The organism is Kitasatospora sp. NPDC034023, assembly GCF_055575795.1.
Window position 1 is genome coordinate 61,912 of the sequence record NZ_JBVIRY010000021.1, and the last position, 24,029, is coordinate 85,940.

The window sequence follows — 24,029 nt, forward strand, 5'->3', positions numbered from 1 at the left end:
ACTCGCGACACTCTACGCGCGTAACAAACGGCGATGCTAGAGCCGCTCCGGCCCGAACGCGTCGGGCAGGACCTCGCTCATCGGCTTCACGCCCGAGGCCAGGTCGACCAGCAGCTCCGGTCCGCCGTGCTCGTACAGCAGCTGGCGGCAGCGACCGCACGGCATCAGCAGCTCGCCGGCGCCGTCCACGCAGGTGAACGCGGTCAGCCGCCCGCCGCCGGTGGCGTGCAGCGCGGACACCAGCCCGCACTCGGCGCACAGCCCGAGCCCGTACGAGGCGTTCTCGACGTTGCAGCCGGTGACCACCCGCCCGTCGTCCACCAGCGCGGCCGCGCCGACCGGGAACTTGCTGTACGGGGCGTACGCGTGGCCCATCGCCTCGCGCGCCGCCTCGCGCAGCCGCTCCCAGTCGATCGCGGAAGGCGTGGGGGCGGTCACTTGCCCTCGCCCTTGCGGTAGATCTGACCGTCCGCCTTCGGCATCCGCAGCCGCTGCGAGGCCAGCGAGAGCACGATCAGGGTGATCAGGTACGGCGTGGCGACGATCAGCGGACGCTGCACCTGGTCGGTGAGCGAGTACCAGGCGATCAGGCCGCCGGCGACGACGAAGTAGATCACCGTCGCGGTGTACTTGCGCCGGTAAAGCTGCCACAGGGCGAGCAGGATCATCGCGATGCCGACGATCAGGATCAGCACGTGCACCGACCCCGGGTCGCGCAGCTGGAGGCTGTCGGTGAAGCCGAACAGACCGGCGCCCATGGCGAGACCGCCGGGCATCCAGTTGCCGAAGATCATCGCGGCGAGGCCGATGAAGCCGCGGCCCAGGGTCTGGCCGTCCTTGTAGAAGTGCGCGGCGACCAGCGAGAGGTACGCACCGCCGAGGCCCGCGAAGGCGCCGGAGGCGATGACCGCCAGGTACTTGTACTTGTAGACGTTGACGCCCAGCGACTCGGCTGCGGTCGGGTTCTCACCGCAGGAGCGCAGCCGCAGGCCGAACACCGTGCGCCAGAGCGCGAAGTAGCTGACCACGATCAGCGCGCCGGCCAGCAGCACGACCACCGAGATGTTGGTGACCAGGCCGCCGAGCACGCCGGCGACGTCCGAGACGAAGAACCAGTGGTGGTTCTCGATGCTCCTCAGGCCCGAGGACAGCCCCGGAATGGTGATGTACGGCAGCGGATCCGCCGGCGGGGACTGGTTCGCCCCGGCACCGGCCGAGATGTAGTCCTTGTAGTAGATCCGGTTGACGTACGCGCAGATGCCGGGGATCAGCAGGTTGATGCCGACGCCGGAGACGATGTGGTCGACGCCGAAGGTGACGGTGATGATCGCGTGCAGCAGACCGCCGAGCGCGCCGCCGAGCATGCCGGCCAGCAGGCCGACCCACGGGTTGACCAGGTAACCGGCCCAGGCACCGCAGAAGGTGCCGGCGACCATCATGCCTTCGAGACCGATGTTGACCACACCGGCCCGCTCGGACCAGAGACCGCCGAGACCGGCCATGCCGATCGGCACGGCGGCGCTGAGCGCGGCGGTGACCTGACCGGAGGAGGTCAGCGAGTGGTTGCCGGTGGCCATGCCCACGGCGGAGAACAGCACCAGGGCGCCCGCGATCAGGAGCAGGACGACCGGCCAGGACAGCTTGCGCTTCTTCGCAGGCGCGCCCGGCGCCTTCGGACGAGCGGCAGTGGCCGTACTCACGCGGACACCTCCTTCTTCTCAGTGGCCGCGAGCTGGGCGGCGAGCTCGGCGCCGACCTTCTGCTGCTGGCGCTTCAGGCCGTAGCGGCGCACCAGCTCGTACGCGACGACGACGCAGATGACGATGGTGCCCTGCATGACCGCGACGATCTCGGACGGGAAGCCGCCCTGCAGCGGCAGCTGGGAACCGGTGGCGTCCAGGAAGGCGAACAGCAGGGCCGCGAAGACCATGCCGATCGGGCTGTTCCGGCCCAGCAGGGCGATCGAGATGCCGAGGAAGCCGAGGCCGGGCTGGAAGCTCTGCCCGTAGTTGAACGAGTTCTGCAGCAGCTCCGGCATGCCGATCAGACCGGCGATCGCGCCGGAGACCACCATCGAGGTGATCACCATCTTCTTGACGTTCACGCCGGACGCCGTCGCCGCGCTCTCCGAGCGGCCGGTGGCGCGCAGGTCGAAGCCGAAGCGGGTGCGGGAAAGGGTGAACTGGAAGGCCACGCCGACCAGGGCCGCGATGAAGACGAAGCCCCAGAGGACGCCGCCGGCCGTCTCGATGCCGAAGAAGTGGCTGGACTGCGAGATCGGGTCGGTCTGGATCGAGTTGCTGGTGCCGCTCACCTTCGGCGCGAAGATGCCCGGGGCCAGCAGCAGACCCACGATCGCGATCGCGATCGAGTTCAGCATGATGGTCGAGATGACCTCGCTGACGCCGCGGTAGACCTTCAGCAGACCGGCGATGCTCGCGTACAGGCCGCCGACCAGCATGGCGGTGACCAGCAGCAGAGGGATCTGGATGAAGGCCGGCAGGTCGACCTGCGCGCCGACGTACGCCGCGAACAGCGCCGCGACCTTGTACTGGCCCTCGACGCCGATGTTGAACAGGTTCATCCGGAACCCGAACGCGGCGGCCGCGGCGGCCAGGTAGTACGTGGTGGACCGGTTGAGGATGGCCACCTGACCGTCCGACTTGGTGGCGTACGTGATCATCACGTTCCACGCGTCGAACGGGTTCTTGCCCGAGGTCGCCAGCAGGACGGAGCAGATCGCGACGGAGAGCACGACCGCGAGCACCGGCGCCGCCAGTGCGAGCACGATCCGCTCAACGCTGATCCGCTGCGCCAGACTGCGCTTGGCGGCGGGGTTGGGACTGGTCATGTGGTTACTCCCCCGCCTGCGGGTCGTCGGCGGTGTCGGACGGGTCGGTGCCGTCGGCCGGGGTGTCCTCGGCCTCGGTGCCCTCGGCGGCGACGGCGTGCGCCTCGGCGAGCGCATCCGGCTCGGACTCGATGTGGCCGCTGGCCGCACCGGTCATCGCGGTGCCCAGGTCCTCGGCGGTCACGGTGGCCGGGTCGGCGTCGGCGACCAGGCGGCCGCGGTAGATGACCCGGATGGTGTCGGAGAGGCCGATCAGCTCGTCCAGGTCGGCGGAGATCAGCAGGACGGCCAGGCCCTCCCGCTGGGCGACCCGGATGTGCTCCCAGATCTGGGCCTGCGCACCGACGTCCACACCGCGGGTGGGGTGGGCGGCGATCAGCAGCTTGGGCTGGTGGCTCATCTCGCGGCCGATGATCAGCTTCTGCTGGTTGCCGCCGGAGAGCGAGGCCGCGGTGACCTCGATGCCGGGCGTGCGGACGTCGTACTGCTCGACGATCCGGCGGGTGTCCACCCGGGCGGCGGACGGGTCGAGCAGCACGCCCTTGGAGTTGGGCTCCTCGGTGACGTGCCCGAGGATGCGGTTCTCCCAGAGCGGGGCCTCCAGCAGCAGGCCGTGCTTGTGGCGGTCCTCGGGGATGTAGCCGATGCCGGCCTCGCGACGGGACCGGGTGAGGGTGCCGGAGAGGTCCTTGCCGTCCAGGGTGACGGTGCCGCCGTCCAGCGGCAGCATGCCCATGATGGCCTCGACCAGCTCGGCCTGACCGTTGCCCTCGACACCCGCGATGCCGAGGATCTCGCCCTTGTGGATGCGCAGCGAGATGTCGTCCAGGACGACGCGCTCGATGCCCTCGGCGTCGGTCTTGGCGATCCGCAGGTCCTTGACGTCGAGCATCTCGGCCGTGGTGACGGTCGACTCGCGGCTCTCCGGGGAGGGCAGCTCGGCGCCGACCATCATCTCGGCGAGCTGGCGGGCGGTGACGGCCTTCGGGTCGGCGTCGCCGACCGTGGTGCCGCGCCGGATGACACTGATCGCGTCGGCCACCGCCAGCACCTCGTGCAGCTTGTGCGAGATGAAGATGACGGTGACGCCCTCGGACTTGAGCTCGCGCAGGTTGTCGAACAGCGCGTCGACCTCCTGCGGGACCAGCACGGCCGTGGGCTCGTCGAGGATCAGGATCTTGGCGCCGCGGTACAGCACCTTGAGGATCTCGACGCGCTGGCGGTCCGCGACGCCGAGGTCCTCCACCAGGGCGTCCGGGCGCACGCCCAGGCCGTACTGGTCGGAGATCTCCTTGATCTTCGCCTTCGCCTTGGCGCCGATGCCGTGGATCTTCTCGCCGCCGAGGACGACGTTCTCCAGCACCGTGAGGTTGTCGGCCAGCATGAAGTGCTGGTGCACCATGCCGATGCCGCGGGAGATGGCGTCGCCGGGGGTGTTGAACTCGCACTGCTCGCCGTTGATCGCGATGGTGCCCTCGTCCGGCTTCTGCATGCCGTAGAGGATCTTCATCAGCGTCGACTTGCCGGCGCCGTTCTCGCCCATCAGGGCGTGCACGGTGCCGGTGCGGACGGTGAGGTTGATGTCGTGGTTGGCCACGACACCGGGGAAGCGCTTGGTGATGCCGCGCAGTTCGACGGCCGGTGTCGCCGTCCCCGCGCTGGGGGTGCCGTCCTTGCGCAGGGGGACGGGGTCGGATGCGGTGATGGCGGTCTCCTGGTGGTCTGGAGGCGCGTCGTTGCGCTCGGAGGGCCAAGGGGGGAAACGGGGGGACGGAACGGGGCCCGGGGGTACGCGTTGAGCGCACCCTGCCGGGCCCCTCCCGTGAACTGTGTCGATCATCGCGCTGCCGGGCAGGCGGCAGGCGCTGTCGCGTCCGAGACGCGCGGCCTTACTTGGCCGGCGCGGTCGGGATGGTGGTGGCGCCGCTCTTGATGGCGTCGGCGGCGGCCTTCAGCTTGTCCTGGATGTCGTCGATCTTGCCACCGGTGGTGGCGAGGGAGACACCGTCGGCCTTCAGGTCGAAGAGCTTGATCCCGGTGAAGGCGTTGCCCTTCTTGACCGAGTCGATGTACGCGTAGACCGCGTTGTCGACGTTCTTGACCATCGAGGTCATGATGCTGTTCTTGTACTTCGCCAGGGCCGGCTGGGCGGCCTGGTCGGAGTCGACACCGATGGCCAGGGCGCCCTGCTTGTTGGCGACGGCCTCGATGGCGCCGTTGCCGGAGGAGCCGGCGGCGGAGTAGATGATGTCCGCGCCCTTGTCGAGCTGGCCCTGCGCGGCTTCCTTGCCCTTGTCGGGCGAGTTGAAGCCGGTGAAGTCCGGGGGCGTGGTCAGGTAGGTGGTCTCGATCACGATGTTCGGGTCGACGGACTTGGCACCCGCCTCGTAACCGGCCTGGAACTTCTTGATCAGCTCGGACTGCACACCACCGATGAAACCGATGTGGTGGGCCTTCGACTTGTTGGCGGCGGCGACACCGGCCAGGTACGAACCCTCCTGCTCGGCGAAGAGCAGCGAGGTGACGTTGGACGGCTGGTCCTTGTCGTTCGAGTCGATGATCGCGAACTTCACGTTCGGGTTGTCCTTGGCGATCTTGTTGACCGCCGGCTGGTAGACGAAGCCGACCGCGATGATGGTCTTGTAGCCGGCGTCGACCAGGTTCTTGAGGCGGGTCTCCTTGTCGGCCTCGGCCTCACCGGTCTTGGCCTCGGCCTCGGTGACGGAGGCACCCAGGTCGGCCTTGGCCTTGTCGAGACCGCGGGCGGCGGAGTCGTTGAACGACTGGTCGCCGCGGCCGCCGATGTCGTAGGCCATGCCGACCTTGAGCGAACCGTCGCCCGAGGCGGAAGAAGAGGTGCTGTCGGTGCTCTTTGCGCCGCAAGCGGCGAGCGAGGCCATGCCCAGGGAACCCGAGAGCACAACCGCGGCGAGCTTCATTGAACGGCGCAAGGGAGTTTCTCCTTCTGACACGCAACCGTTTGGCGTGGTCGGACGCCACCGTAACGCGCGTAGAACACGGTTGTGTTACGGGGTGCCAGAGCATTCGGGTTGTTATCAAACCGTGGTCTGACGCCCGCCCCGAGACTCTTTCCTCCTCCACGGACGGTGATCCGAGATTGGTTCGGCCCAGTTTACGGAACCGTTCCCGAACCCCGGATCCCGACGATCCGCCCACGTGTCGGCCACCCGGCCCGCGGAGGCGGCCCCAGTCGCGCGCTCAGCTGCTCCCTCAGCCGTTCCCTCGGTCGCCGTCCGCCTCCAGCGCCAGCGCCACGAACAGCTCGGCACCGATGCCGATCGCCCGCTCGTCCACGTCGAACCGGCCCTGGTGCAGGTCACGGACGGTGGTGTCACCGGGGGCTCGGACGCCCAGCCGGGCCAGCGCGCCCGGGGCGTGCTCCAGGTACCAGGAGAAGTCCTCGCCCCCCAGACTCTGCTCGGTGCCCTCGACCACCACAGAACCCTCGCGCCCGAATCGCGCGTGCATCACCTCGTCCAGCTGCGCGACCGAGACCGCCTCGTTGACCACCGGCGGCACCCCGCGGTGGTAGTCCAGCGTCCACTTGGCCCGGTAGGTCTCGGCGAGCTTGGCGATCAGCTCGTGCAGCAGGTCCGGCGCCTCGCGCCAGCCGTCCAGCTCCAGGCAGCGGACGGTGCCCTCCAGTTCGGCGTGCTGCGGGATGACGTTGGGCGCGGAGCCGGAGGCGATCCGGCCCCAGACCAGACTGACGCCCCAGCGCGGGTCCATCCGGCGGGCCAGCGCGCCGGGCAGGTCGGCGGCCATCCGGGCCACCGCGGTCACCAGGTCGGTGGTCAGGTGCGGGCGGGCGGTGTGCCCGCCGGGGCCGTCCAGGTGCAGCACCAGGCGGTCGCAGGCCGAGGTGATCGCCCCCGTGCGCAGGGCGATCCGGCCGACCTCCACCTTCGGGTCGCAGTGCACCGCGAAGATCCGGCCGACGCCGTCCATCCCGCCGGCCTTGATCACGTCCAACGCGCCCCCCGGCATGACCTCCTCGGCCGGCTGGAAGATCAGCCGGACCGGTCGGCGCAGCTCACCGGTGCGGGCGGCCTCGGCCAGCACCAGGCCGGCGCCGAGCAGCACCGAGGTGTGCACGTCGTGGCCGCAGGCGTGGGCCCGGCCGGGGACGGTCGAGCGGTACGGCACGTCGGTCTTGGCGTCGTCGATCGGCAGCGCGTCGATGTCGGCGCGGAAGGCCAGGAACTCGGCGCCCGGGGCGATGCCGGCCGGGACGATGTCGACGAGCAGGCCGGTGCCGCCGGGCAGCACCCGGGGTTCGAGGCCGGCCGCCACCAGCCGGTCGCGCAGCAGCCCGGTGGTACGGAACTCCTGTCGACCCAGTTCCGGATGCCGGTGCAGATCACGGCGGAAGGCGATCAGCTCGGGCTCCAGCGCCCTGACCCGGTCGCGCAGTTCGACAGCGGGGCGTGCGGCGGCGAGAGTGGCGCCCGGCTGAGCGGGCTCAGGACGGTTCATCTCCCCAAGCGTAGGCCTGTTGGGGGGTTTTGGCCCGACTTCCGGAAAATTAGTCCCCAGATGGGCGCATACCGGCCGGACAGGTGGGTATGACATCTCGTTTCAGCCGCCTTCCCCGGGTTGCTTGCCCTGTGCAACGATCACACCGGCCGGTGGTCACGGCCGCCACGTCCTGAACGGCGACCGGCCGTTGACGGCCGTTCAGGCGAATCCCGGAACCGCGGATCTCAGAAGCGCTCCACCGGGGCGTACGTCCCCCACACCTCGCGCAGCGCGTCGCACACCTCGCCGACGGTGGCCCGGGCGGCCAGCGCCTCCTTCATCGGGTACAGCACGTTGTCCGGCCCCTCGGCGGTGCGGCGCAGCGCGTCCAGGGCCCGGGTGACGGCGCCGGCGGAGCGGTCGGCCCGCAGCCGGGCCAGCCGGCCGGCCTGCTGCCGTTCGATCGCCGGGTCCACCCGCAGCGGCTGGTACGGCTCCTCCGTGTCCATCCGGAAGCGGTTGACGCCGACCACGGTCCGCTCGCCGGAGTCGGTCTCCTGCTGGACGCGGTAGGCGGTGCGTTCGATCTCGCCCTTCTGGAAGCCCTGCTCGATCGCGGCCACCGCACCGCCCCGGTCCTCGATCCGGGCCATCAGCGCCAGCGCGGCGGCCTCCACCTCGTCGGTGAGCGACTCGACGGCGTACGACCCGGCGAACGGGTCGACGGTGGCGGTCACGTCACTCTCGTGGGCGAGCACCTGCTGGGTGCGCAGGGCGAGTCGGGCGGCCTTCTCGGTGGGCAGCGCGATCGCCTCGTCGTAGCTGTTCGTGTGCAGCGACTGGGTGCCGCCGAGCACCGCGGCGAGCGCCTGCACGGTGACCCGGGCCAGGTTGACCTCGGGTTGCTGGGCGGTGAGCTGCACCCCGGCGGTCTGGGTGTGGAAGCGCAGCATCTGCGAGCGCGGGTCCTGCGCGCCGAACTCCTCGCGCATGACTCTGGCCCACATCCGGCGCGCGGCACGGAACTTGGCCACTTCCTCCAGAAGGGTCGTCCGGGCCACGAAGAAGAACGAGAGCCGGGGCGCGAAGTCGTCCACGGCCATCCCGGCGGCGATCGCGGTCCGGACGTAGGCGATGCCGTTGGCCAGGGTGAAGGCGATCTCCTGCGCGGGGTCGGCCCCGGCCTCGGCCATGTGGTAGCCGGAGATGGAGATGGTGTTCCAGCGCGGGATCTCGGCCCGGCAGTACCGGAACACGTCGGCGACCAGCCGCAGCGAGGGCTGTGGCGGGAAGATGTACGTGCCGCGGGCGATGTACTCCTTCAGCACGTCGTTCTGGACGGTGCCGGTGAGCGCCGACGGCGCCACGCCCTGGGCCTCGCCCACCAGTCGGTAGAGGAGCAGGAGCAGGGCGGCGGGCGCGTTGATGGTCATCGAGGTGGAGACCTCGCCGAGCGGGATGCCGTCGAACAGCACCGCCATGTCCTCGACGCTGTCCACCGCCACGCCCACCTTGCCGACCTCCCCGGCCGCGAGCGGGGCGTCCGAGTCGTAGCCCATCTGGGTGGGCAGGTCGAAGGCGACCGACAGGCCGGTGCCGCCGCCCGCGATCAGCTGCCGGTAGCGGGCGTTGGACTCGGCGGCGGTGCCGAAGCCCGCGTACTGGCGCATCGTCCAGGGCCGGCCGGTGTACATGGTCGGGTAGACGCCCCGGGTGTACGGGTACTCCCCGGGGCGGCCCAGGCGGGTCGCGGGGTCCCAGCCGGCCAGTGCCTCGGGGCCGTACAGCGGCTCGATCGGGAGGCCTGATTCGGAAAGCCGGGCTGGTTCCGGGGCGCGGCCCGACTCGGCGCGGCGCGGATCGGCTGCCATGGGTCCCTCCAGGGGATCGGCGGGCACGGGTCCTCGCAATGTAGGACGCGGGCGGTCGGCCGGGGCGCCGACGCGGTTGAGATGATCGGGTGAACGACCGATGAGCCCCAGGGAGTGGCAATGACCGAGCAGAAGGTGGCCGTGGTCACCGGTGCCAGCAGTGGAATCGGCGCGGCGACCGCCCGCCGGCTGGCGGCCGAGGGCTTCGACGTGGTGGTGACCGCCCGCCGCACCGAGCGGATCGAGGCGCTGGCCAAGGAGATCGGCGGCCGGGCGTACCCGCTGGACGTCACCGACCGGGCCGCCGTGGACGCCTTCGCGGCCGAGGTCGGCCGGGTGGACGTCCTGGTGAACAACGCCGGCGGCGCGATCGGCGCCGAGACCGTCGAGCACGGCGACCCGGCCGACTGGCGGGCCATGTACGAGGTGAACGTGCTCGGCGTGCTGCACATGACGCAGGCGCTGCTGCCGGCCCTGCGGGCCACCGGCGACGGCACGGTGCTGGTGCTCTCCTCGACCGCCGCGCTGACCGCGTACGAGGGCGGCGGCGGGTACGTCGCCGCCAAGCACGCCGCGCACACCATCGCGGCCACGCTGCGGCTTGAGCTGTGCGGAGAGCCGATCCGGGTGATCGAGATCGCGCCCGGCATGGTGAAGTCCGAGGGCTTCGCGATCACCCGCTTCCGCGGCGACGAGGAGAAGGCGGCCGCGGTGTACGCGGGCGTGGCCGAGCCGCTGACCTCGGAGGACGTCGCGGACACCGTGGCCTGGACGGTCACCCGGCCCTCGCACGTGAACATCGACCTGCTGGTGGTCCGCCCCCGGGCGCAGGCCGCCAACCACAAGGTCCACCGGGGCTGACCGGGCCGGGCGGGCGCCCGGAGGCGACCGATCGACTCGGCACGGGAGGGCCATGATCGAACGCGTCACCACCCAGTGGTACACACGTGCGATGAGAACCTTCCGGGCCGCCCGCCCACGAGTCCTGCTGACCGCCGTGGCGGCAGGCACCCTCCTCCTCACCACCGCCTGCGACGACACCGCCAAGCCGGCCCAGGACAAGGCCGCCGGCACCTCCGCGCCCGCCGCCGCCTCGGGCACGGCCACCCCGGCGCCGACCGCCAAGGCCACCGGTGAGGCCGACCCGGCCCTCAAGCCCTTCTACGGCCAGCAGATCACCTGGGCGGACTGCCCGGCCGACCCCCAGGCCGAGAAGGCCAAGATCGACACCTCCGGGATGAAGTGCGGCAAGCTGCACGTCCCGCTCGACTACGCCAACCCCGCCACCGACGCGATCGACCTCGCGCTGATCAAGTACCCGGCCGCCAAGCCGGACCAGCGGATCGGCTCGCTGATGGTCAACCCGGGCGGCCCCGGCGGCTCCGGCGTCGAGATGGTCGAGTACGGCGCCAAGGACTTCGTCGGCGCCCTGCACAACCGCTTCGACGTGATCGGCTTCGACCCCCGCGGCACCGGCGGCAGCTCGCCGGTCGTCTGCTACGACGACAAGCAGCACGACGCCGTCAACCAGCTGGACGAGCCGCTGGACCCGGCCGAGCGCAAGGCCGCGCAGATCAAGCAGTCCACCGACCACGCCGCCGCCTGCCAGGCCAAGTCCGGCAAGCTGCTGCCCTTCGTCGGCACCCGCAACACCGCCCGCGACCTGGACGTGCTGCGCGGCGTCGTCGGCGACCGGAAGCTCAACTACCTGGGCATCTCCTACGGCACCTACCTCGGCGCGCTCTACGCCGAGGAGTTCCCGCAGAACACCGGCCGACTGATCCTGGACGGCGCCGTCGACCCGGCCGAGGACAGCCTGGACCACGGCGTCGACCAGCAGGTCGGCTTCGAGAAGTCCTTCGAGCGCTTCGCCGCCGACTGCGTCGAGAACCACGCCGCCGAGTGCCCGCTCGGCAAGGACCGGAACGCGGCCGCCAAGAAGGCCGCCGACTTCCTGGACAGCCTGCACGACAGCCCGCTGACCGCCAAGGACGGCCGCAAGCTCGGCCGCGACCTGGCCTGGACCGGCACCATCCAGATGCTCTACGGCGACGAGAAGACCTCCTGGCAGTACCTGCGGGCCGGCCTGGGCATGGCGATGACGATGAAGCGCGGGGACCTGCTGCTGGCCTTCGCCGACGAGTACGACGGCCGCGACGAGAAGGGCCACTACAGCCCCATGGAGGAGGCCAACGCCGCGATCGGCTGCGCCGACACCGCCCGCCCCGCGCCCACCCCCGAACACGCCAGGGCCGCGGTGGACCGGCTGCTCGCCGAGGCGCCGCTGCTGTCCAAGGGCGTCACGGTGGACGACTACAGCGAGCCCGGCTGCGCCTACTGGCCGTTCAAGACCCAGGAGAAGCCGCACACCGTCCGGGCCGAGGGCAGCGCCCCGATCCTGGTGGTCGGCTCCACCGGGGACCCGGCCACCCCGTACGCCTCGGCCGAGTCCCTGGCCAAGGGCTTCGCCAACGCCACCCTGCTCACCCGGGTCGGCGAGGGCCACGGCGCCTTCGGCAAGGGCAACACCTGCATCGACCGGGCCATGGAGGCCTACCTGACCGAGGGCACCATGCCGGCCGCGGGCACCCGCTGCACCTGAGCCCGCACCTGAGCCCGCACCTTGGCCCGGGCGGCCCGGCAGGCCGTGCGATTAGCAGATGAACGCGGGGAGGGCGCTGACGCGAAGGTGTCAACGTCACAACTTGATAGCTCGTCCGGATGAATTCGGCGCGCGCCCTCCCCAACTGATGACGCCTCAACTACCTTTGAGACGCTGCCCCACCGGCGCCGAGCGCCTCTCCGCAGCCCCATACTTCATCTGCTTCACCACCCCTGCTTCACCGGCACCTTCCCGCCCTCACGAGGAGGACCCGCTGGCCAGCGACATCCCGTCACAGCGGCTCGACGTCAGAACAGAGCCGACCCTCCTCGGGTTGCACCGCTTCAACGAGGCCGACGCCGGCGCCGCCGAGGAGGCCCTCCTGGCCTGCTGCGGCAGCCGCCGCTGGGCCCTGCGGCTCACCGCACACCGGCCGTACCCCGACATAGAGTCCCTGCTGGCCGCCGCCAGCGAGGCCTCCTACGACCTCCGCCCGGCCGACCTCGCCGAGGCGCTGGCGGACGAGAGCTGGATGCCGCAGCCGCTGCTCGGCATGCGGGCTCCCGGCAGCCAGGCCGCGCACACCGCGCTGCGGGCGGCGCACGCCGCGTACGAGGCCCGGTTCGGCCACGTCTTCGTGGTCTGCCTGGAGAGCGTCGCCCCGGAGGAGATGCTCGACACCGTGCTCTCCTCCATCCGCATCCGACTGGCCAACGACCCGGACGAGGAGCGGCTGATCGCGGCGGACGAGCTCCGCCGGATCGCCCTGACCCGGCTGGAACACCTGGTCGCCACCCATTCGGAGGCCGGAGCGCACTGAGCCGCCCCCCGCCCGCCGCACATCCGGGGGGCGAAACCGCCCGTACGGGTGAATTGCGAATGAAGCCTGACCGCCGCGCCCCGCACCCTCATGTGCGGGGCGCGACCATGTCGCCACTCGGAGTGGCGAACTCCGCCCCGGTTCCCGCCCCACTAGGCCAGAAGTGCCTGATTGATCACACCTGGGGCCCCCGGAGGCGGCACGGGAGAAGGCGTCGATAGGATGCTCGCGGCCGGTGGACCGTACCCGGCCGGGCTGACCGACACCGAAGCCGGCCGAGCCCCCAATCCGCTTCCGGAGGGTTTTTCCGTGCCGGCTGGAACGCTGTACCGCGGCCGGGAAGGCATGTGGAGCTGGGTGGCTCATCGAGTCACCGGCGTCCTCATCTTCTTCTTCCTGTTCGCCCACGTCCTGGACACCGCCCTCGTGCGAGTGTCGCCGGAGTCCTACGACACCGTCATTCAGACGTACAAGACTCCCCTCGTGAACCTGATGGAGTACGGCCTGGTGGCCGCCATCCTGTTCCACGCCCTGAACGGCCTGCGCGTCGTCGCGGTCGACTTCTGGTCCAAGGGCCCGAAGTACCAGAAGCAGATGCTCTGGACCGTGGTCGGAGTCTGGGTGCTCCTGATGGCCGGCTCCTTCTACGGGATCCTGCAGCACACGCTGATCTCCTGGTTCGGGAAGTGAGCTGACACATGTCCACGGAAATCTCCGACGCCATCGTCGTCCCCTCCAAGCAGGCGCACACCGGCAAGGGCCTCGGCACCGGCAACCCCGCCGACGCCTTCGTCATCGAGCCGCCGCGCCAGCGGACCAAGAAGACCCCGCGCCGCACCCGCACCAACTTCGAGATGCTGGCCTGGCTCTTCATGCGCCTGTCCGGTGTCGTCCTGGTCGCCCTGATCCTCGGCCACCTGATCATCATGCTGATGCTCGACGGTGGCGTCTCCAAGATCGGCTTCGCCTTCGTGGCCGGCCGCTGGGCCTCGCCGTTCTGGCAGGGCTGGGACCTCCTGATGCTCTGGCTCGCCATGCTGCACGGCGCCAACGGCATGCGTCAGGTCATCAACGACTACGCCGAGAAGGACTCGACCCGGCTCTGGCTCAAGGGACTCATGGGTACCGCCACGGTCTTCACCGTGCTGCTGGGCACCCTGGTGATCTTCACCTTCGACCCCAACATCTGAGCCGCGAGCACCATCGACCATCGGCAGAGGCCAGAGGCGAGTTAACCCCCCATGCAGATTCACCAGTACGACACCGTCATCGTCGGCGCCGGCGGCGCCGGCATGCGCGCGGCCATCGAGTCCACGCAGCGCAGCCGCACCGCCGTCCTGACCAAGCTCTACCCGACCCGGTCCCACACCGGCGCGGCCCAGGGCGGCATGTGCGCCGCCCTCGCCAACGTCGAAGAGGACAACTGGGAGTGGCACACCTTCGACACGGTCAAGGGCGGTGACTACCTGGTCGACCAGGACGCCGCCGAGATCATGTGCAAGGAGGCCATCGACGCCGTCCTCGACCTGGAGAAGATGGGCCTGCCCTTCTCCCGCACCGAGCAGGGCCGCATCGACCAGCGCCGCTTCGGCGGTCACTCCCGCAACCACGGCGAGGCCCCGGTCCGCCGCTCGTGCTACGCGGCCGACCGCACCGGCCACATGATCCTCCAGACGCTGTTCCAGAACTGCGTCAAGCACGGCGTCGAGTTCTTCAACGAGTTCTACGTCCTCGACCTGCTGATCAACGAGGGCAGGACGGCCGGCGTCGTCGCCTACGAGCTGGCCACCGGCGAGATCCACGTCTTCCAGGCCAAGTCGGTCGTGTTCGCCTCCGGCGGCACCGGCAAGTTCTTCAAGGTCTCCTCCAACGCCCACACCCTCACCGGTGACGGCCAGGCCCTGGTGTACCGCCGCGGCCTGCCGCTGGAGGACATGGAGTTCTTCCAGTTCCACCCGACGGGCATCTGGCGCATGGGCATCCTGCTCACCGAGGGCGCCCGCGGCGAGGGCGGCATCCTGCGCAACAAGGACGGCGAGCGCTTCATGGAGCGCTACGCCCCCGTCATGAAGGACCTCGCGTCCCGTGACGTCTGCTCCCGCGCGATCTACACCGAGATCCGCGAAGGCCGCGGCTGCGGTCCGGACGGCGACCACGTCTACCTGGACCTCACCCACCTGCCGCCGGAGCAGCTCGACGCCAAGCTCCCCGACATCACCGAGTTCGCGCGCACCTACCTCGGCATCGAGCCCTACACGGACCCGATCCCGATCCAGCCCACCGCGCACTACGCCATGGGCGGCATCCCGACCAACGTCGAGGGTGAGGTCCTGCGCAACAACACCGACGTCGTCCCCGGCCTGTACGCGGCCGGCGAGGTCGCCTGCGTGTCCGTGCACGGCGCCAACCGCCTGGGCACCAACTCGCTGCTGGACATCAACGTGTTCGGCAAGCGCGCGGGCATCGCCGCCGCCGACTACGCGCAGACCGTGGACTACACCGAGCTGCCCGAGAACCCGGCCGAGAAGGTCCAGGCCCTGGTCGACGGCCTCCGCGAGTCCACCGGCACCGAGTCCGTCGCGCAGATCCGCAAGGAGCTGCAGGAGACCATGGACGCCAACGCCATGGTCTACCGCACCGGCGCCACCCTGAAGCAGGCCGTCGAGGACATCGCCGCACTGCGCGAGCGCTACAAGCACGTCGCCATCCAGGACAAGGGCTTCCGCTACAACACGGACCTGCTGGAGGCCGTCGAGCTGGGCAACCTGCTCGACCTGGCCGAGGTGCTCGCCGTCTCCGCGCTCGCCCGCGAGGAGTCCCGCGGCGGCCACTACCGCGAGGACTTCCCGACCCGTGACGACGTGAAGTTCATGCAGCACACCATGGCGTACCAGGAGGTGGCCGCCGACGGCACCACCTCCATCCGCCTCGACTACAAGCCGGTCGTCACGACCCGCTACCAGCCGATGGAGCGTAAGTACTGATGAGCACTCCGACTGTGGAGAAGCACTCGGCCGCTCTGGACGCGGTCGAGGCGGGCGGTGTCCAGCTGATCACCGTCACCTTCCGGATCCGCCGGTTCAACCCGGAGGAGCACCCGGACCCGGTGTGGGTCGACTACCAGCTCACCATGGACCCGAAGGAGCGCGTCCTGGACGCGCTCAACAAGATCAAGTGGGAGCAGGACGGCACCCTCACCTACCGCCGTTCCTGCGCGCACGGCATCTGCGGCTCCGACGCCATGCGGATCAACGGCCGCAACCGGCTCGCGTGCAAGACCCTGATCAAGGACGTCGACCCGGAGAAGCCGATCACGATCGAGGCCATCAAGGGCCTCACGGTCCTCAAGGACCTCGTCGTGGACATGGACCCGTTCTTCCAGGCGTACAAGGACGTCATGCCGTTCCTCATCACCAAGGGGAACGAGCCGACCCGCGAGCGCCTGCAGTCCGCCGAGGACCGCGAGCGCTTCGACGACACCACCAAGTGCATCCTGTGCGCCGCGTGCACGTCGTCCTGCCCCGTGTTCTGGAACGACGGCCAGTACTTCGGCCCGGCCGCCATCGTCAACGCGCACCGCTTCATCTTCGACTCGCGCGACGAGGGTGCCGAGCAGCGCCTGGAGATCCTCAACGACCGCGAAGGCGTGTGGCGTTGCCGCACCACCTTCAACTGCTCCGAGGCCTGCCCGCGCGGCATCGAGGTCACCAAGGCGATCCAGGAAGTGAAGCGGGCGCTGGTCACCCGCCGCTTCTGACCCCCGCCTGAAACCGCGAAGGCCCCCGCCCGATCCCCGGATCGGACGGGGGCCTTCGCGTTCCCCTAACGCAGCGCGCCGAGGTCGGTCGCGCGCGGGATTTCAGTCGGTGGCCGGGGTGCGGCGGGTGGCGCGGAGGCCGCGGAGGCCGATGGTGCCGACGGCGATGCCGAGGGCGAACGAGGTGACGGCGAGGAGGAGGTGGACCCAGAAGAAGGCGGTGGGCTGGGAGTGGTCGCCGTTGGTGAAGGCCTGGCCGCCGGAGTCCTTCCACAGGTTCTTGACGAAGGTGGTCCAGATGATGATCGACCAGACCCCGAAGGCGGTCAGGAACCAGGAGGTGCGGCGGCTGAGCTTCATGGGTGGTCCTCGACGGGGGTGTGAAGGTGGTGTGCGTCCCCAGTATGCGCGGGCCGCCGATCGGCGTACGGCGGGCCCCTCCTGCGGAGGACGGGCCCGGAGTGGCGGACGCCCGGGGTCGGGAATGGGTACGGTCTGCTGGTGCCCACACCCCCTCACACGTTCGCGCGTCTGTGCGCCGCGGTCACCGCGGCCCTCCCGGTCCTGCTCGTCGCCCCGGTGGCGGTCGCGGCCCCGCAGCAGCCGCCACCGTCGGCCGCGGTCGGCGGCGAGCGGCTGGGGAACCCCGGGGTGCAGGTCGCCCCGCTGGCGGGCGCCCCCGCGCTGCCGGGCGACCTCACCGGCCAGTCCTGGATAGTCTCCGACGCGATGTCAGGCGAGGTGCTGGCGTCCTACAATCCGCACCTCAAGCTGCCTCCGGCGAGCACCCTGAAGATCCTCTTCGCGGACACCGTGCTGCCCAAGTTCGACCGCAACGCGGTGCACAAGGTCGCCGACGAGGAGATCCAGGGGATCGGCGCCGGCAGCAGCCTGGTCGGCATCAAGGAGAACCTGGAGTACCGGGTCGAGGACCTGTGGCGCGGGGTGTTCCTGAGTTCGGGCAACGACGCCGTGCACGTCCTGTCGCACATGAACGGCGGCGTCCAGCAGACCGTCGCGGAGATGCAGGCGCGCGCCGAGGCGCTGCAGGCGAAGGACACCAGGGTGGTCTCCCCGGACGGTTACGACATGGACGGCCAGGTCTCCTCGGCGTACGACCTGTCGCTGTTCGCCCGGGCCGGCCTGCGCAACGCGGACTTCCGGAGCTACTGCGCCACCCGGGACGCGATGTTTCCGGGCGCCGTGGACAAGAACACCGGCCAGCGCGGCAGCTTCGGGATCGCCAACACCGACCGGCTGCTGGGCAAGTACCCGGGGCTGATCGGGGTGAAGAACGGCACCACCACCAATGCCGGCTCGACCTTCGTCGGGGCGGCCGAGCGTGACGGGCGCACCCTGCTGGTGACGGTGATGCACCCGGCGAGCTACCAGAAGGTGTACGACGAGACGGCCGCCCTGCTGGACTGGGGCTTCGCCGCGGCGGGCAAGGTCCAGCCGGTCGGCAAGCTGGTCGACGAGGTCCCGCCGGGTGGCGCCGAGCCGACGGGCCAGGCCGGCGGCACGGCCGGTGCGCCCGCGCCACCGCCGCACCCCTCCCCCGCCGCCACCGGGCCCGCCACCGCGGGCGCGCCCGCGGCTGCCGGGGATGACGGGCTCGGCCTCGTCGGCTGGTCGGCCGTCGTGCTGGCCGGGGTCGGGGTCGGGTACGGCGCGCTGGTCCTGCGGCGGCGCCGCTCCGCCGGCTGACCGCCCGTCGAGCGAGCGGGCCCGGTCTCAGTCCTGGGACCGGGCCTTGCCGTTCTCGGCGTGCGCCTTGCCGTTCTCCGCGTGTGCCTCGGCCTTCTCCGGGCGCGCCGCGGCCTTCTCGGCCTGCGCCTCCGCCTCGTCGGCGGCCTCCAGCAGGGCCCGTCCGTGCGCCCTGGTCCGTTCCCGGGCGGCCGCCGGGTCGGCCATCGCGGTCCAGGCGACGCAGTACATCAGCAGCCGGCAGACGAAGTTGATCCACAGCAGCAGCGCGACCGGCGTGGCGAAGGCCCCGTACAGGCTCCGCCCGGCGACCGAGCCCAGGTAGGAGGCGAGCAGGAGCTTCAGCAGTTCGAAGCCGACCGCGCCGATCAGCGCGCCCTGCAGGAGGTCCCGGCGGCGCTGGCCGGTGATTCCGGGGAACGGCGCCAGCAGGTAGGCGAACAGGAGGGTGTCGCACCCTATGGCGATCAGGACGCCGACGCCGGTCAGCAGGTAGCCGCTGCCCAGGCCGATCGCGCCGGCGATCCGCCCGGCCAGGGTCGTCCCGGCGGCGGAGGCGGCGAGGGAGAACAGCGACACCAGGCCGAGGCCGCCCAGCACCACGACGTCCCAGGCCTTGCGCAGCACCGGGTTGCTTTCCTCGTCGGGGAGCTGCCACAGGTCCCGGATCGAGGTGCGCATGGTGTCCACCCAGCCGAGGCCGGAGACCAGCAGCAGCGCCCCGCCGACCACCCCGACCGCGCCCGCGCTGGCCACCAGGGACGGCAGGTTGAGCGCGTCCGAGAGGCCCGGCAACTGGTCGGAGATGCGGGTCTGCAGGTCGTGCACCTGGCTGTCGCTGAGCGTCGCGACGGCGACCGCCAGGCCCACGGTGAGCAGCGGGAAGAGGGCCAGGAAGCCGAAGAAGGTCACGGCGCCGGCCAGCCGGTTGCCGCGGGCGGCGGAGAAGTACTCGTACACCCGGTACGGGCGGCTGCGCAGCACCCGGGCGACGAGCGGGCCGATGGCCGGAAGGCGAGTCAGGAAGTCCACCCGACCGGTTATACCGGCCCGTCCCCCGAATGGCCCTCAGGCGCGGGCCCGAATCCGGCGGACCTGCCTACCGCTTGACGAGGCGGCGGGCCTTCGCCACGGCGCGGACGGCCTGGTAGGCGCCGTAGCGGCCGTGGCTGAGGAGCTCGGTGCGTACGCCGTCCACGCCGGCCGGCGGCCGGTAGCCGGCGGGGCGCAGCCGGGTGCAGTGCGCGGCGGCGCGGCGGAAGTACTCGCGGCGGTCGCCGGGCGGGACCCGGCCGGGCTTGGAGACCACGGTGTTGAGGTGGTGCAGCATCCGGCCGTAGACGACCGGGCGCCAGTGGTCCAGGTCGGGGCGGCGGTCGAGGAAGGCGAAGACCAGGTCGTACTGGGCGAAGACGTCGAAGTGCTTGCGGCTCGCGGTGGCCAGGATGTTGCCGCCCTCCTGGCGCTGGCGGTAGTGCACGCCGATCCGGTCGAGGAGGGTGATCCGGCTCGCGGCGAGCAGCGCCGGGTACGTCCAGGGGGTGTCCTCGTAGTAGCCGGCGGGGAAGACCAGCTGCTGCTCGGTGATGAAGTCGCGGCGGTAGGCCTTGTTCCAGACGACCTGGAGGAGGTCGAGCAGGTCGGGGCGGGCGGCGAGGTCGAAGACGTCCGGGGAGGCGGCGCCGAAGACGTGGGCGGAGGCGGCCCGGGTGGTCCGGCCGTCGACGTAGGTGCGGGCGTAGTCGTAGACGAGGACGTCCGGGTCGCCGGTGGCGGCGAGCCGCTCGTCGATGGCCTTGAGCAGGCCGGGGGTGAGGGTGTCGTCGCTGTCGAGGAAGATCACGTAGTCCCCGCCGGCGACGTCCAGGCCGGCGTTGCGGGCCCGGCCGAGGCCGACGTTCTCCGGCAGGTGCAGCACCCGGACCCGGGGGTCGGCGGCGGCGGCCTCGTCCAGCATCGTGCCGCAGGCGTCCGGGGAGCGGTCGTCCACCGCGATCAGTTCGAGGTCCGGGCCGTCCTGGCCGAGCACCGAGTCGAGGCACTCGGCGAGGTAGTCCTGGACCTTGTACACGGGGACGACGACGCTGAAGCGGGGCACGGGCCCAGCGTAGTGGCCCCCGGGGAGGGCCCTGGCCCAGAGGTAGGATCGGGTCGCACGTACGCACCGATCAAAGTGCGGTCAGGCCCCCACCGGGCTGCCACGCTCCTTCCCCAGAAAGGCCTGCGTAGCCGATGGCTCCCCGCCTCTCCATCGTCGTTCCGATCTACAACGTCGAGCGTTATCTCGTCGAGTGCCTCGACTCGATCGCCGCCCAGACCTTCACGGACTTCGAGTGCGTCATGGTCGACGACGGTTCGAAGGACGACAGCGCGGCCCTCGCCGAGGCGTACGCGGCCAAGGACTCGCGCTTCCGGCTGGTCCGCCAGGTGAACAAGGGCCTCGGCGCGGCCCGCAACACCGGCATCCGGCACATCGACCCGGACTCCGAGTTCCTGTGCTTCGTGGACAGTGACGACTCGATGCCGCCGAGCGCGTACGAGCTGATGATCAACACGCTGGAGGAGACCGGCTCGGACTTCTGCACCGGCAACGTGCTGCGCTTCCGCGCCGTGGGCTACTACCAGTCCGGCGGCCACGTGAAGCCGTTCAAGGAGACCAAGCTCAAGACCCACATCACCGAGGTCCCGGCGCTGGTCACCGACCGCACCGCGTGGAACAAGGTGTACCGGCGCTCCTTCTTCGACGCCGCGGGCATCCTGTACCCCGAGGGCATCCTGTACGAGGACGCCCCGGTCAGCGTCCCGCACCACTACCTGGCCAAGAGCGTGGACGTGCTCTCCGAGCCGATCTACCACTGGCGCGAGCGCGAGGTCGGCGAGATGTCGATCACGCAGATGCGCACCAACCCGAAGGGCCTGATCGACCGCGTGGCCTCGGTCGAGCTGGTCCGCGAGTGGCTGAAGAAGCAGACCGAGCCGCGCTTCGCCCAGTACCTGCGCTCCTACGACGAGAACACCCTCGTCGAGGAGATCCCGATGTTCTTCTGGTCCGTCGTGGACGGCGACAAGGAGTACCGGGACGCCTACGTGCAGAACGTCAGCCGGCTGCTCCGGGCGATCGGCCCCGAGCAGGTCCGCAAGCTGCGCGCGCCGCTGCGGCTGAAGTTCCACCTGACCCTGGCGGGCCGGGTGGACGAGCTGGTCGAGCAGATCAAGTACGAGGGCGAGAGCGGCGGCGGTGTCCAGGCCCGCGGTCTGCTGCGCCCGTACGCCGACTACCCGTTCCTGCGCGGCGGGCGCAAGAGCGTGCCGTCCGGCGTGCTCAAGCTGGACAATTCGCTGGTCATGCGCAGCCGGCTGTACGAGAGCGCCTGGGTGGGCGGGAAGCTGCAGCTGACCGGGCACGCGTACCCGGAGCAGCTGGGCGCGGCCAACAAGCACGACATGGTCCGCACCCTGGTGCTGCGCGAGACCAAGGGCCGCCGGGTGATCGCGGTGCCGATGAAGACCACGTACAGCCCCGAGGCCACCGCGAGCTGCAACCACGACCTGTACAGCTGCGACTGGTCCGGCTTCTCCGTCTCCCTCGACCCGAAGAAGCTCAAGCACCGCGGCCAGTGGAAGGACGGGCACTGGCGCTTCCTGGTGGCCGGCGCGGGCAAGGGCGGGGTGTACAAGGGCCGGATCTCGGCCGGCTGGAGCGACACCGCGCAGTACATCCCCTCGCACTGGGTCGAGCCGGACGTGCGGATCATGCCGTGGGTCCGGGACAGCTTCGTCTACCTGCGGGTCGAGACGGTGAAGGCCCGGGTGACCGGCCTGGCCGCGCACGCCGGCCGGGTGGAGGTCTCGGGCGCGGCCCGCTCCGGCCCGAGCTTCGCCGGGGCCCGGCTGCAGCTCACCCACGTCGAGTCGGACCGCACCCTGGACGTCCCGCTGGAGCTGGACGCGCCGGTCGGCTCCCTGCAGCCCTTCACCGCGTCCTTCCAGGTCGCCGAGCTGACCGCCGTCCGCGAGGCCTGGGCCGAGCTGGACCCGGTGGCCGCCGAGCGCGCCCGCGACCGCTGGGACACCGCGCTGCTGCTGGCCGACGGCAGCGTCGTCCGGCTGGTCTGGGACGAGCGCAACGCGCCCGAGCAGCTGCACCTGCCGCTGAACCCGCAGGCCCCGGCCGGTCTGCGCCGGGCGCTGTACTCCAAGCCCTCCCCCAGCGGCTACCTGCAGTTCTCCGACCAGCTGCTGCAGCCGCTGGTGGACGAGGTGTCCTCGCGCGGCGCCGATGGCTTCCTGCTCAGCGGCTCGTTCCCGCTGCCCGGCGCGCACCTCTGGGAGCTGGTGGTCCGGCACAACTGGCGCGAGGAGGAGCACGTCTACCCGGTGGAGATCTCGGAGGGCCGGTTCCGCACCGCGCTGCCCGCCGTGCCGACGGCCTCGTTCGCCGGCCGGGTGCCGTTCGCCAAGGGCACCTGGGACGTCTACTTCCGCCAGGTCGGCGCGCCGGTCGAGAAGCTGACCGACGCCTCCGCGCAGGTCACCCCGGTCTGCTTCGCCGCCCTGCCGCTGGAGGTGGAGTCCCGCGGCAAGCGCATCGTGCTGGAGCGCCGCCACCACGACGGCCTGTCGCTGGAGGCGCACGCGGCGCTGCTGCCCGAGGAGCGGTCCGGCTACCGCCAGCGCCAGCTGCGCAGCGTCGACTACCCGGCCGCCCGCCGGCTGCCGGTGCGCGACACGGTGCTGTACAACGCCGGCAACGGCAGCATGTACGCCGACTCGCCGCGGGCGGTCCACGAGGAGCTGGTCCGCCGCGGTCTGGCGCTGGAGCACCTGTGGGGCAGCGACGACATGCAGGTCGAGCTGCCGCAGAGCGCGTCGGCGGTCCGGCTGTGGAGCCCGGAGTGGTTCGAGGCGCTGGCCACCGCCAAGTACATCGTCACCAGCACCCACCTGCCCGACTTCTTCGTCCGCCGCCCCGGCCAGGTCGTTCTGCAGACCTGGCAGGGCAGCCCGCTGAAGCAGGTCGGCTTCGACTTCGAGAAGGTCTGGTTCACCGACTCCAACTACCTCAAGTCCCTGGCCCGGGAGGTTCCGAACTGGAGCCTGCTGGTGGCCGGCAGCAGCTGGGCGGCCCCGGTGCTGCGGCGCGCCTTCGACTTCAAGGGCGAGATCCTGGAGAGCGGTGCGCCCCGGAACGACCTGCTGTTCGCGGCCGACCGGGACAAGACCGCCGAGCAGGTCCGGGAGCGGCTCGGCCTGCCCGAGGGCAAGAAGGTCGTGCTCTACGCGCCGACCTGGCGCGAGGACCGGCGCCGGCCGCAGGGCGGCTACCAGATCGACCTGCGGATCGACCTGGAGGCGGCGAAGGCCGCGCTCGGCGACGACCAGGTGCTGCTGGTGCGCCGGCACAACGTGATGTGCGGGCAGATCCCGGGTGCCGGCAACGGCTACATCTGGGACGTCGGCAGCTACCCCGACATGGCGGAGCTGCTGCTGATCGCCGACGTGCTGGTGACGGACTACTCGTCGAGCGTGTTCGACTTCGCGTCGACCGGCAAGCCGATGTTCTTCTTCACCCACGACCTGGAGCACTACCGGGACAACCTGCGCGGATTCAGCCTGGACTTCGAGGCGGAGGCGCCCGGCCCGCTGCTGGCCACCTCCGAGGAGCTGGTCTCCGCGCTCGGCCGGGTGGACGAGGTCGCGGCCGAGTTCGCGGACAAGGCCGCCGCGTTCCGTGAGGCGTACTGCGACCTGGACGACGGCAAGGCCGCCGCCCGGGTGGTCGACGCGATGCTCCGCAAGGAGTAGTCACCGCGAACGGTCCGAGAGGCGCCCGACACCACCGGTGTCGGGCGCCTCCGCATTTCCCGGAGCCCATATTCGACATTTTCTCGAACCCCTGAGTCATTTCCGCACCCATGTTCCAGGAAATGAATTCTCCGGGC

At 70.7% G+C, this 24,029-nt stretch carries 19 protein-coding genes; 9 read left to right on the plus strand and 10 right to left on the minus strand.

Translation table 11 applies throughout. From position 1 onward, the window contains the following. Positions 1-36 precede the first annotated feature (36 nt). The 7 genes from ACZ52R_RS26095 to ACZ52R_RS26125 form a co-directional block, all read right to left on the minus strand. Positions 37-438, minus strand: a complete 402-nt coding sequence (locus ACZ52R_RS26095) for a cytidine deaminase (protein WP_360495245.1) — start codon at positions 436-438, stop codon at positions 37-39. Beyond that, positions 435-1,700 carry an ABC transporter permease gene (locus ACZ52R_RS26100; protein ID WP_465616286.1) on the minus strand — a complete coding sequence of 422 codons (1,266 nt, stop codon included), beginning with the start codon at positions 1,698-1,700 and terminating at the stop codon, positions 435-437. The genes ACZ52R_RS26095 and ACZ52R_RS26100 overlap by 4 nt, the downstream gene beginning before the upstream one ends. After that, the gene (locus tag ACZ52R_RS26105; protein WP_465616284.1) at positions 1,697-2,851 is read right to left on the minus strand and encodes an ABC transporter permease; all 1,155 of its coding nucleotides are present in this window, start codon (positions 2,849-2,851) and stop codon (positions 1,697-1,699) included. Before ACZ52R_RS26105 ends, ACZ52R_RS26100 begins: the two co-directional genes overlap by 4 nt. 4 nt (positions 2,852-2,855) lie before the next feature. Next, the gene (locus tag ACZ52R_RS26110) at positions 2,856-4,448 is read right to left on the minus strand and encodes an ABC transporter ATP-binding protein (protein ID WP_465616282.1); all 1,593 of its coding nucleotides are present in this window, start codon (positions 4,446-4,448) and stop codon (positions 2,856-2,858) included. A gap of 292 nt (positions 4,449-4,740) precedes the next feature. Then, positions 4,741-5,802, minus strand: a complete 1,062-nt coding sequence (locus ACZ52R_RS26115) for a BMP family lipoprotein (protein WP_465616280.1) — start codon at positions 5,800-5,802, stop codon at positions 4,741-4,743. Positions 5,803-6,082: 280 nt separating this feature from the next. Then, entirely contained in the window at positions 6,083-7,348 is a 1,266-nt protein-coding gene (locus tag ACZ52R_RS26120; protein ID WP_465616278.1) for an amidohydrolase, read from the minus strand. 227 nt (positions 7,349-7,575) lie between these two features. Then, complete coding sequence (locus ACZ52R_RS26125; RefSeq protein ID WP_360495231.1) at positions 7,576-9,201, minus strand: acyl-CoA mutase large subunit family protein; 1,626 nt, start codon at positions 9,199-9,201, stop codon at positions 7,576-7,578. Positions 9,202-9,321: 120 nt separating this feature from the next. On the opposite strand from ACZ52R_RS26125, the gene ACZ52R_RS26130 reads away from it, so the two are divergent. From ACZ52R_RS26130 to ACZ52R_RS26160, 7 genes are all read left to right on the plus strand, one after another. Next, the gene (locus tag ACZ52R_RS26130) at positions 9,322-10,062 is read left to right on the plus strand and encodes an SDR family oxidoreductase (protein ID WP_360495229.1); all 741 of its coding nucleotides are present in this window, start codon (positions 9,322-9,324) and stop codon (positions 10,060-10,062) included. A 91-nt stretch (positions 10,063-10,153) separates the two neighbouring features. After that, complete coding sequence (locus ACZ52R_RS26135) at positions 10,154-11,803, plus strand: alpha/beta hydrolase (protein WP_465616276.1); 1,650 nt, start codon at positions 10,154-10,156, stop codon at positions 11,801-11,803. Positions 11,804-12,137: 334 nt separating this feature from the next. Beyond that, on the plus strand, positions 12,138-12,623 hold the full coding sequence (locus ACZ52R_RS26140) for a 2-oxo-4-hydroxy-4-carboxy-5-ureidoimidazoline decarboxylase (RefSeq protein WP_465616274.1): 486 nt from the start codon (positions 12,138-12,140) through the stop codon (positions 12,621-12,623). Positions 12,624-12,932: 309 nt separating this feature from the next. Continuing rightward, positions 12,933-13,313, plus strand: coding sequence for a succinate dehydrogenase, cytochrome b556 subunit (gene sdhC / locus ACZ52R_RS26145; RefSeq protein WP_189916136.1), 381 nt, complete (start codon positions 12,933-12,935; stop codon positions 13,311-13,313). Positions 13,314-13,321: 8 nt separating this feature from the next. After that, on the plus strand, positions 13,322-13,813 hold the full coding sequence (sdhD, locus tag ACZ52R_RS26150) for a succinate dehydrogenase, hydrophobic membrane anchor protein (RefSeq protein WP_360495220.1): 492 nt from the start codon (positions 13,322-13,324) through the stop codon (positions 13,811-13,813). A gap of 51 nt (positions 13,814-13,864) precedes the next feature. Then, positions 13,865-15,607: a succinate dehydrogenase flavoprotein subunit gene (sdhA, locus tag ACZ52R_RS26155; RefSeq protein ID WP_360495217.1), complete on the plus strand. Its 1,743-nt coding sequence runs from the start codon at positions 13,865-13,867 to the stop codon at positions 15,605-15,607. After that, positions 15,607-16,380, plus strand: coding sequence for a succinate dehydrogenase iron-sulfur subunit (locus ACZ52R_RS26160; protein ID WP_360495214.1), 774 nt, complete (start codon positions 15,607-15,609; stop codon positions 16,378-16,380). Before sdhA ends, ACZ52R_RS26160 begins: the two co-directional genes overlap by 1 nt. Before the next feature lie 102 nt (positions 16,381-16,482). On the opposite strand, the gene ACZ52R_RS26165 is transcribed toward ACZ52R_RS26160, so the two are convergent. Then, positions 16,483-16,740, minus strand: coding sequence for an SCO4848 family membrane protein (locus ACZ52R_RS26165; RefSeq protein WP_030059128.1), 258 nt, complete (start codon positions 16,738-16,740; stop codon positions 16,483-16,485). A 141-nt stretch (positions 16,741-16,881) separates the two neighbouring features. On the opposite strand from ACZ52R_RS26165, the gene ACZ52R_RS26170 reads away from it, so the two are divergent. Beyond that, a complete protein-coding gene (locus ACZ52R_RS26170) occupies positions 16,882-18,087 on the plus strand; it encodes a D-alanyl-D-alanine carboxypeptidase family protein (protein ID WP_465616270.1) in 1,206 nt (401 codons plus the stop codon). A gap of 27 nt (positions 18,088-18,114) precedes the next feature. Here the strand turns inward: ACZ52R_RS26170 and ACZ52R_RS26175 are convergent, their stop codons facing one another. Both ACZ52R_RS26175 and ACZ52R_RS26180 read right to left on the minus strand, forming a co-directional pair. Next, positions 18,115-19,119, minus strand: a complete 1,005-nt coding sequence (locus ACZ52R_RS26175) for a YihY/virulence factor BrkB family protein (protein WP_465754254.1) — start codon at positions 19,117-19,119, stop codon at positions 18,115-18,117. 67 nt (positions 19,120-19,186) lie between these two features. Continuing rightward, a complete protein-coding gene (locus tag ACZ52R_RS26180; RefSeq protein WP_465616266.1) occupies positions 19,187-20,185 on the minus strand; it encodes a glycosyltransferase family 2 protein in 999 nt (332 codons plus the stop codon). 134 nt (positions 20,186-20,319) lie between these two features. On the opposite strand from ACZ52R_RS26180, the gene ACZ52R_RS26185 reads away from it, so the two are divergent. After that, positions 20,320-23,892: a bifunctional glycosyltransferase/CDP-glycerol:glycerophosphate glycerophosphotransferase gene (locus tag ACZ52R_RS26185; RefSeq protein ID WP_465616264.1), complete on the plus strand. Its 3,573-nt coding sequence runs from the start codon at positions 20,320-20,322 to the stop codon at positions 23,890-23,892. Positions 23,893-24,029 lie beyond the last annotated feature (137 nt).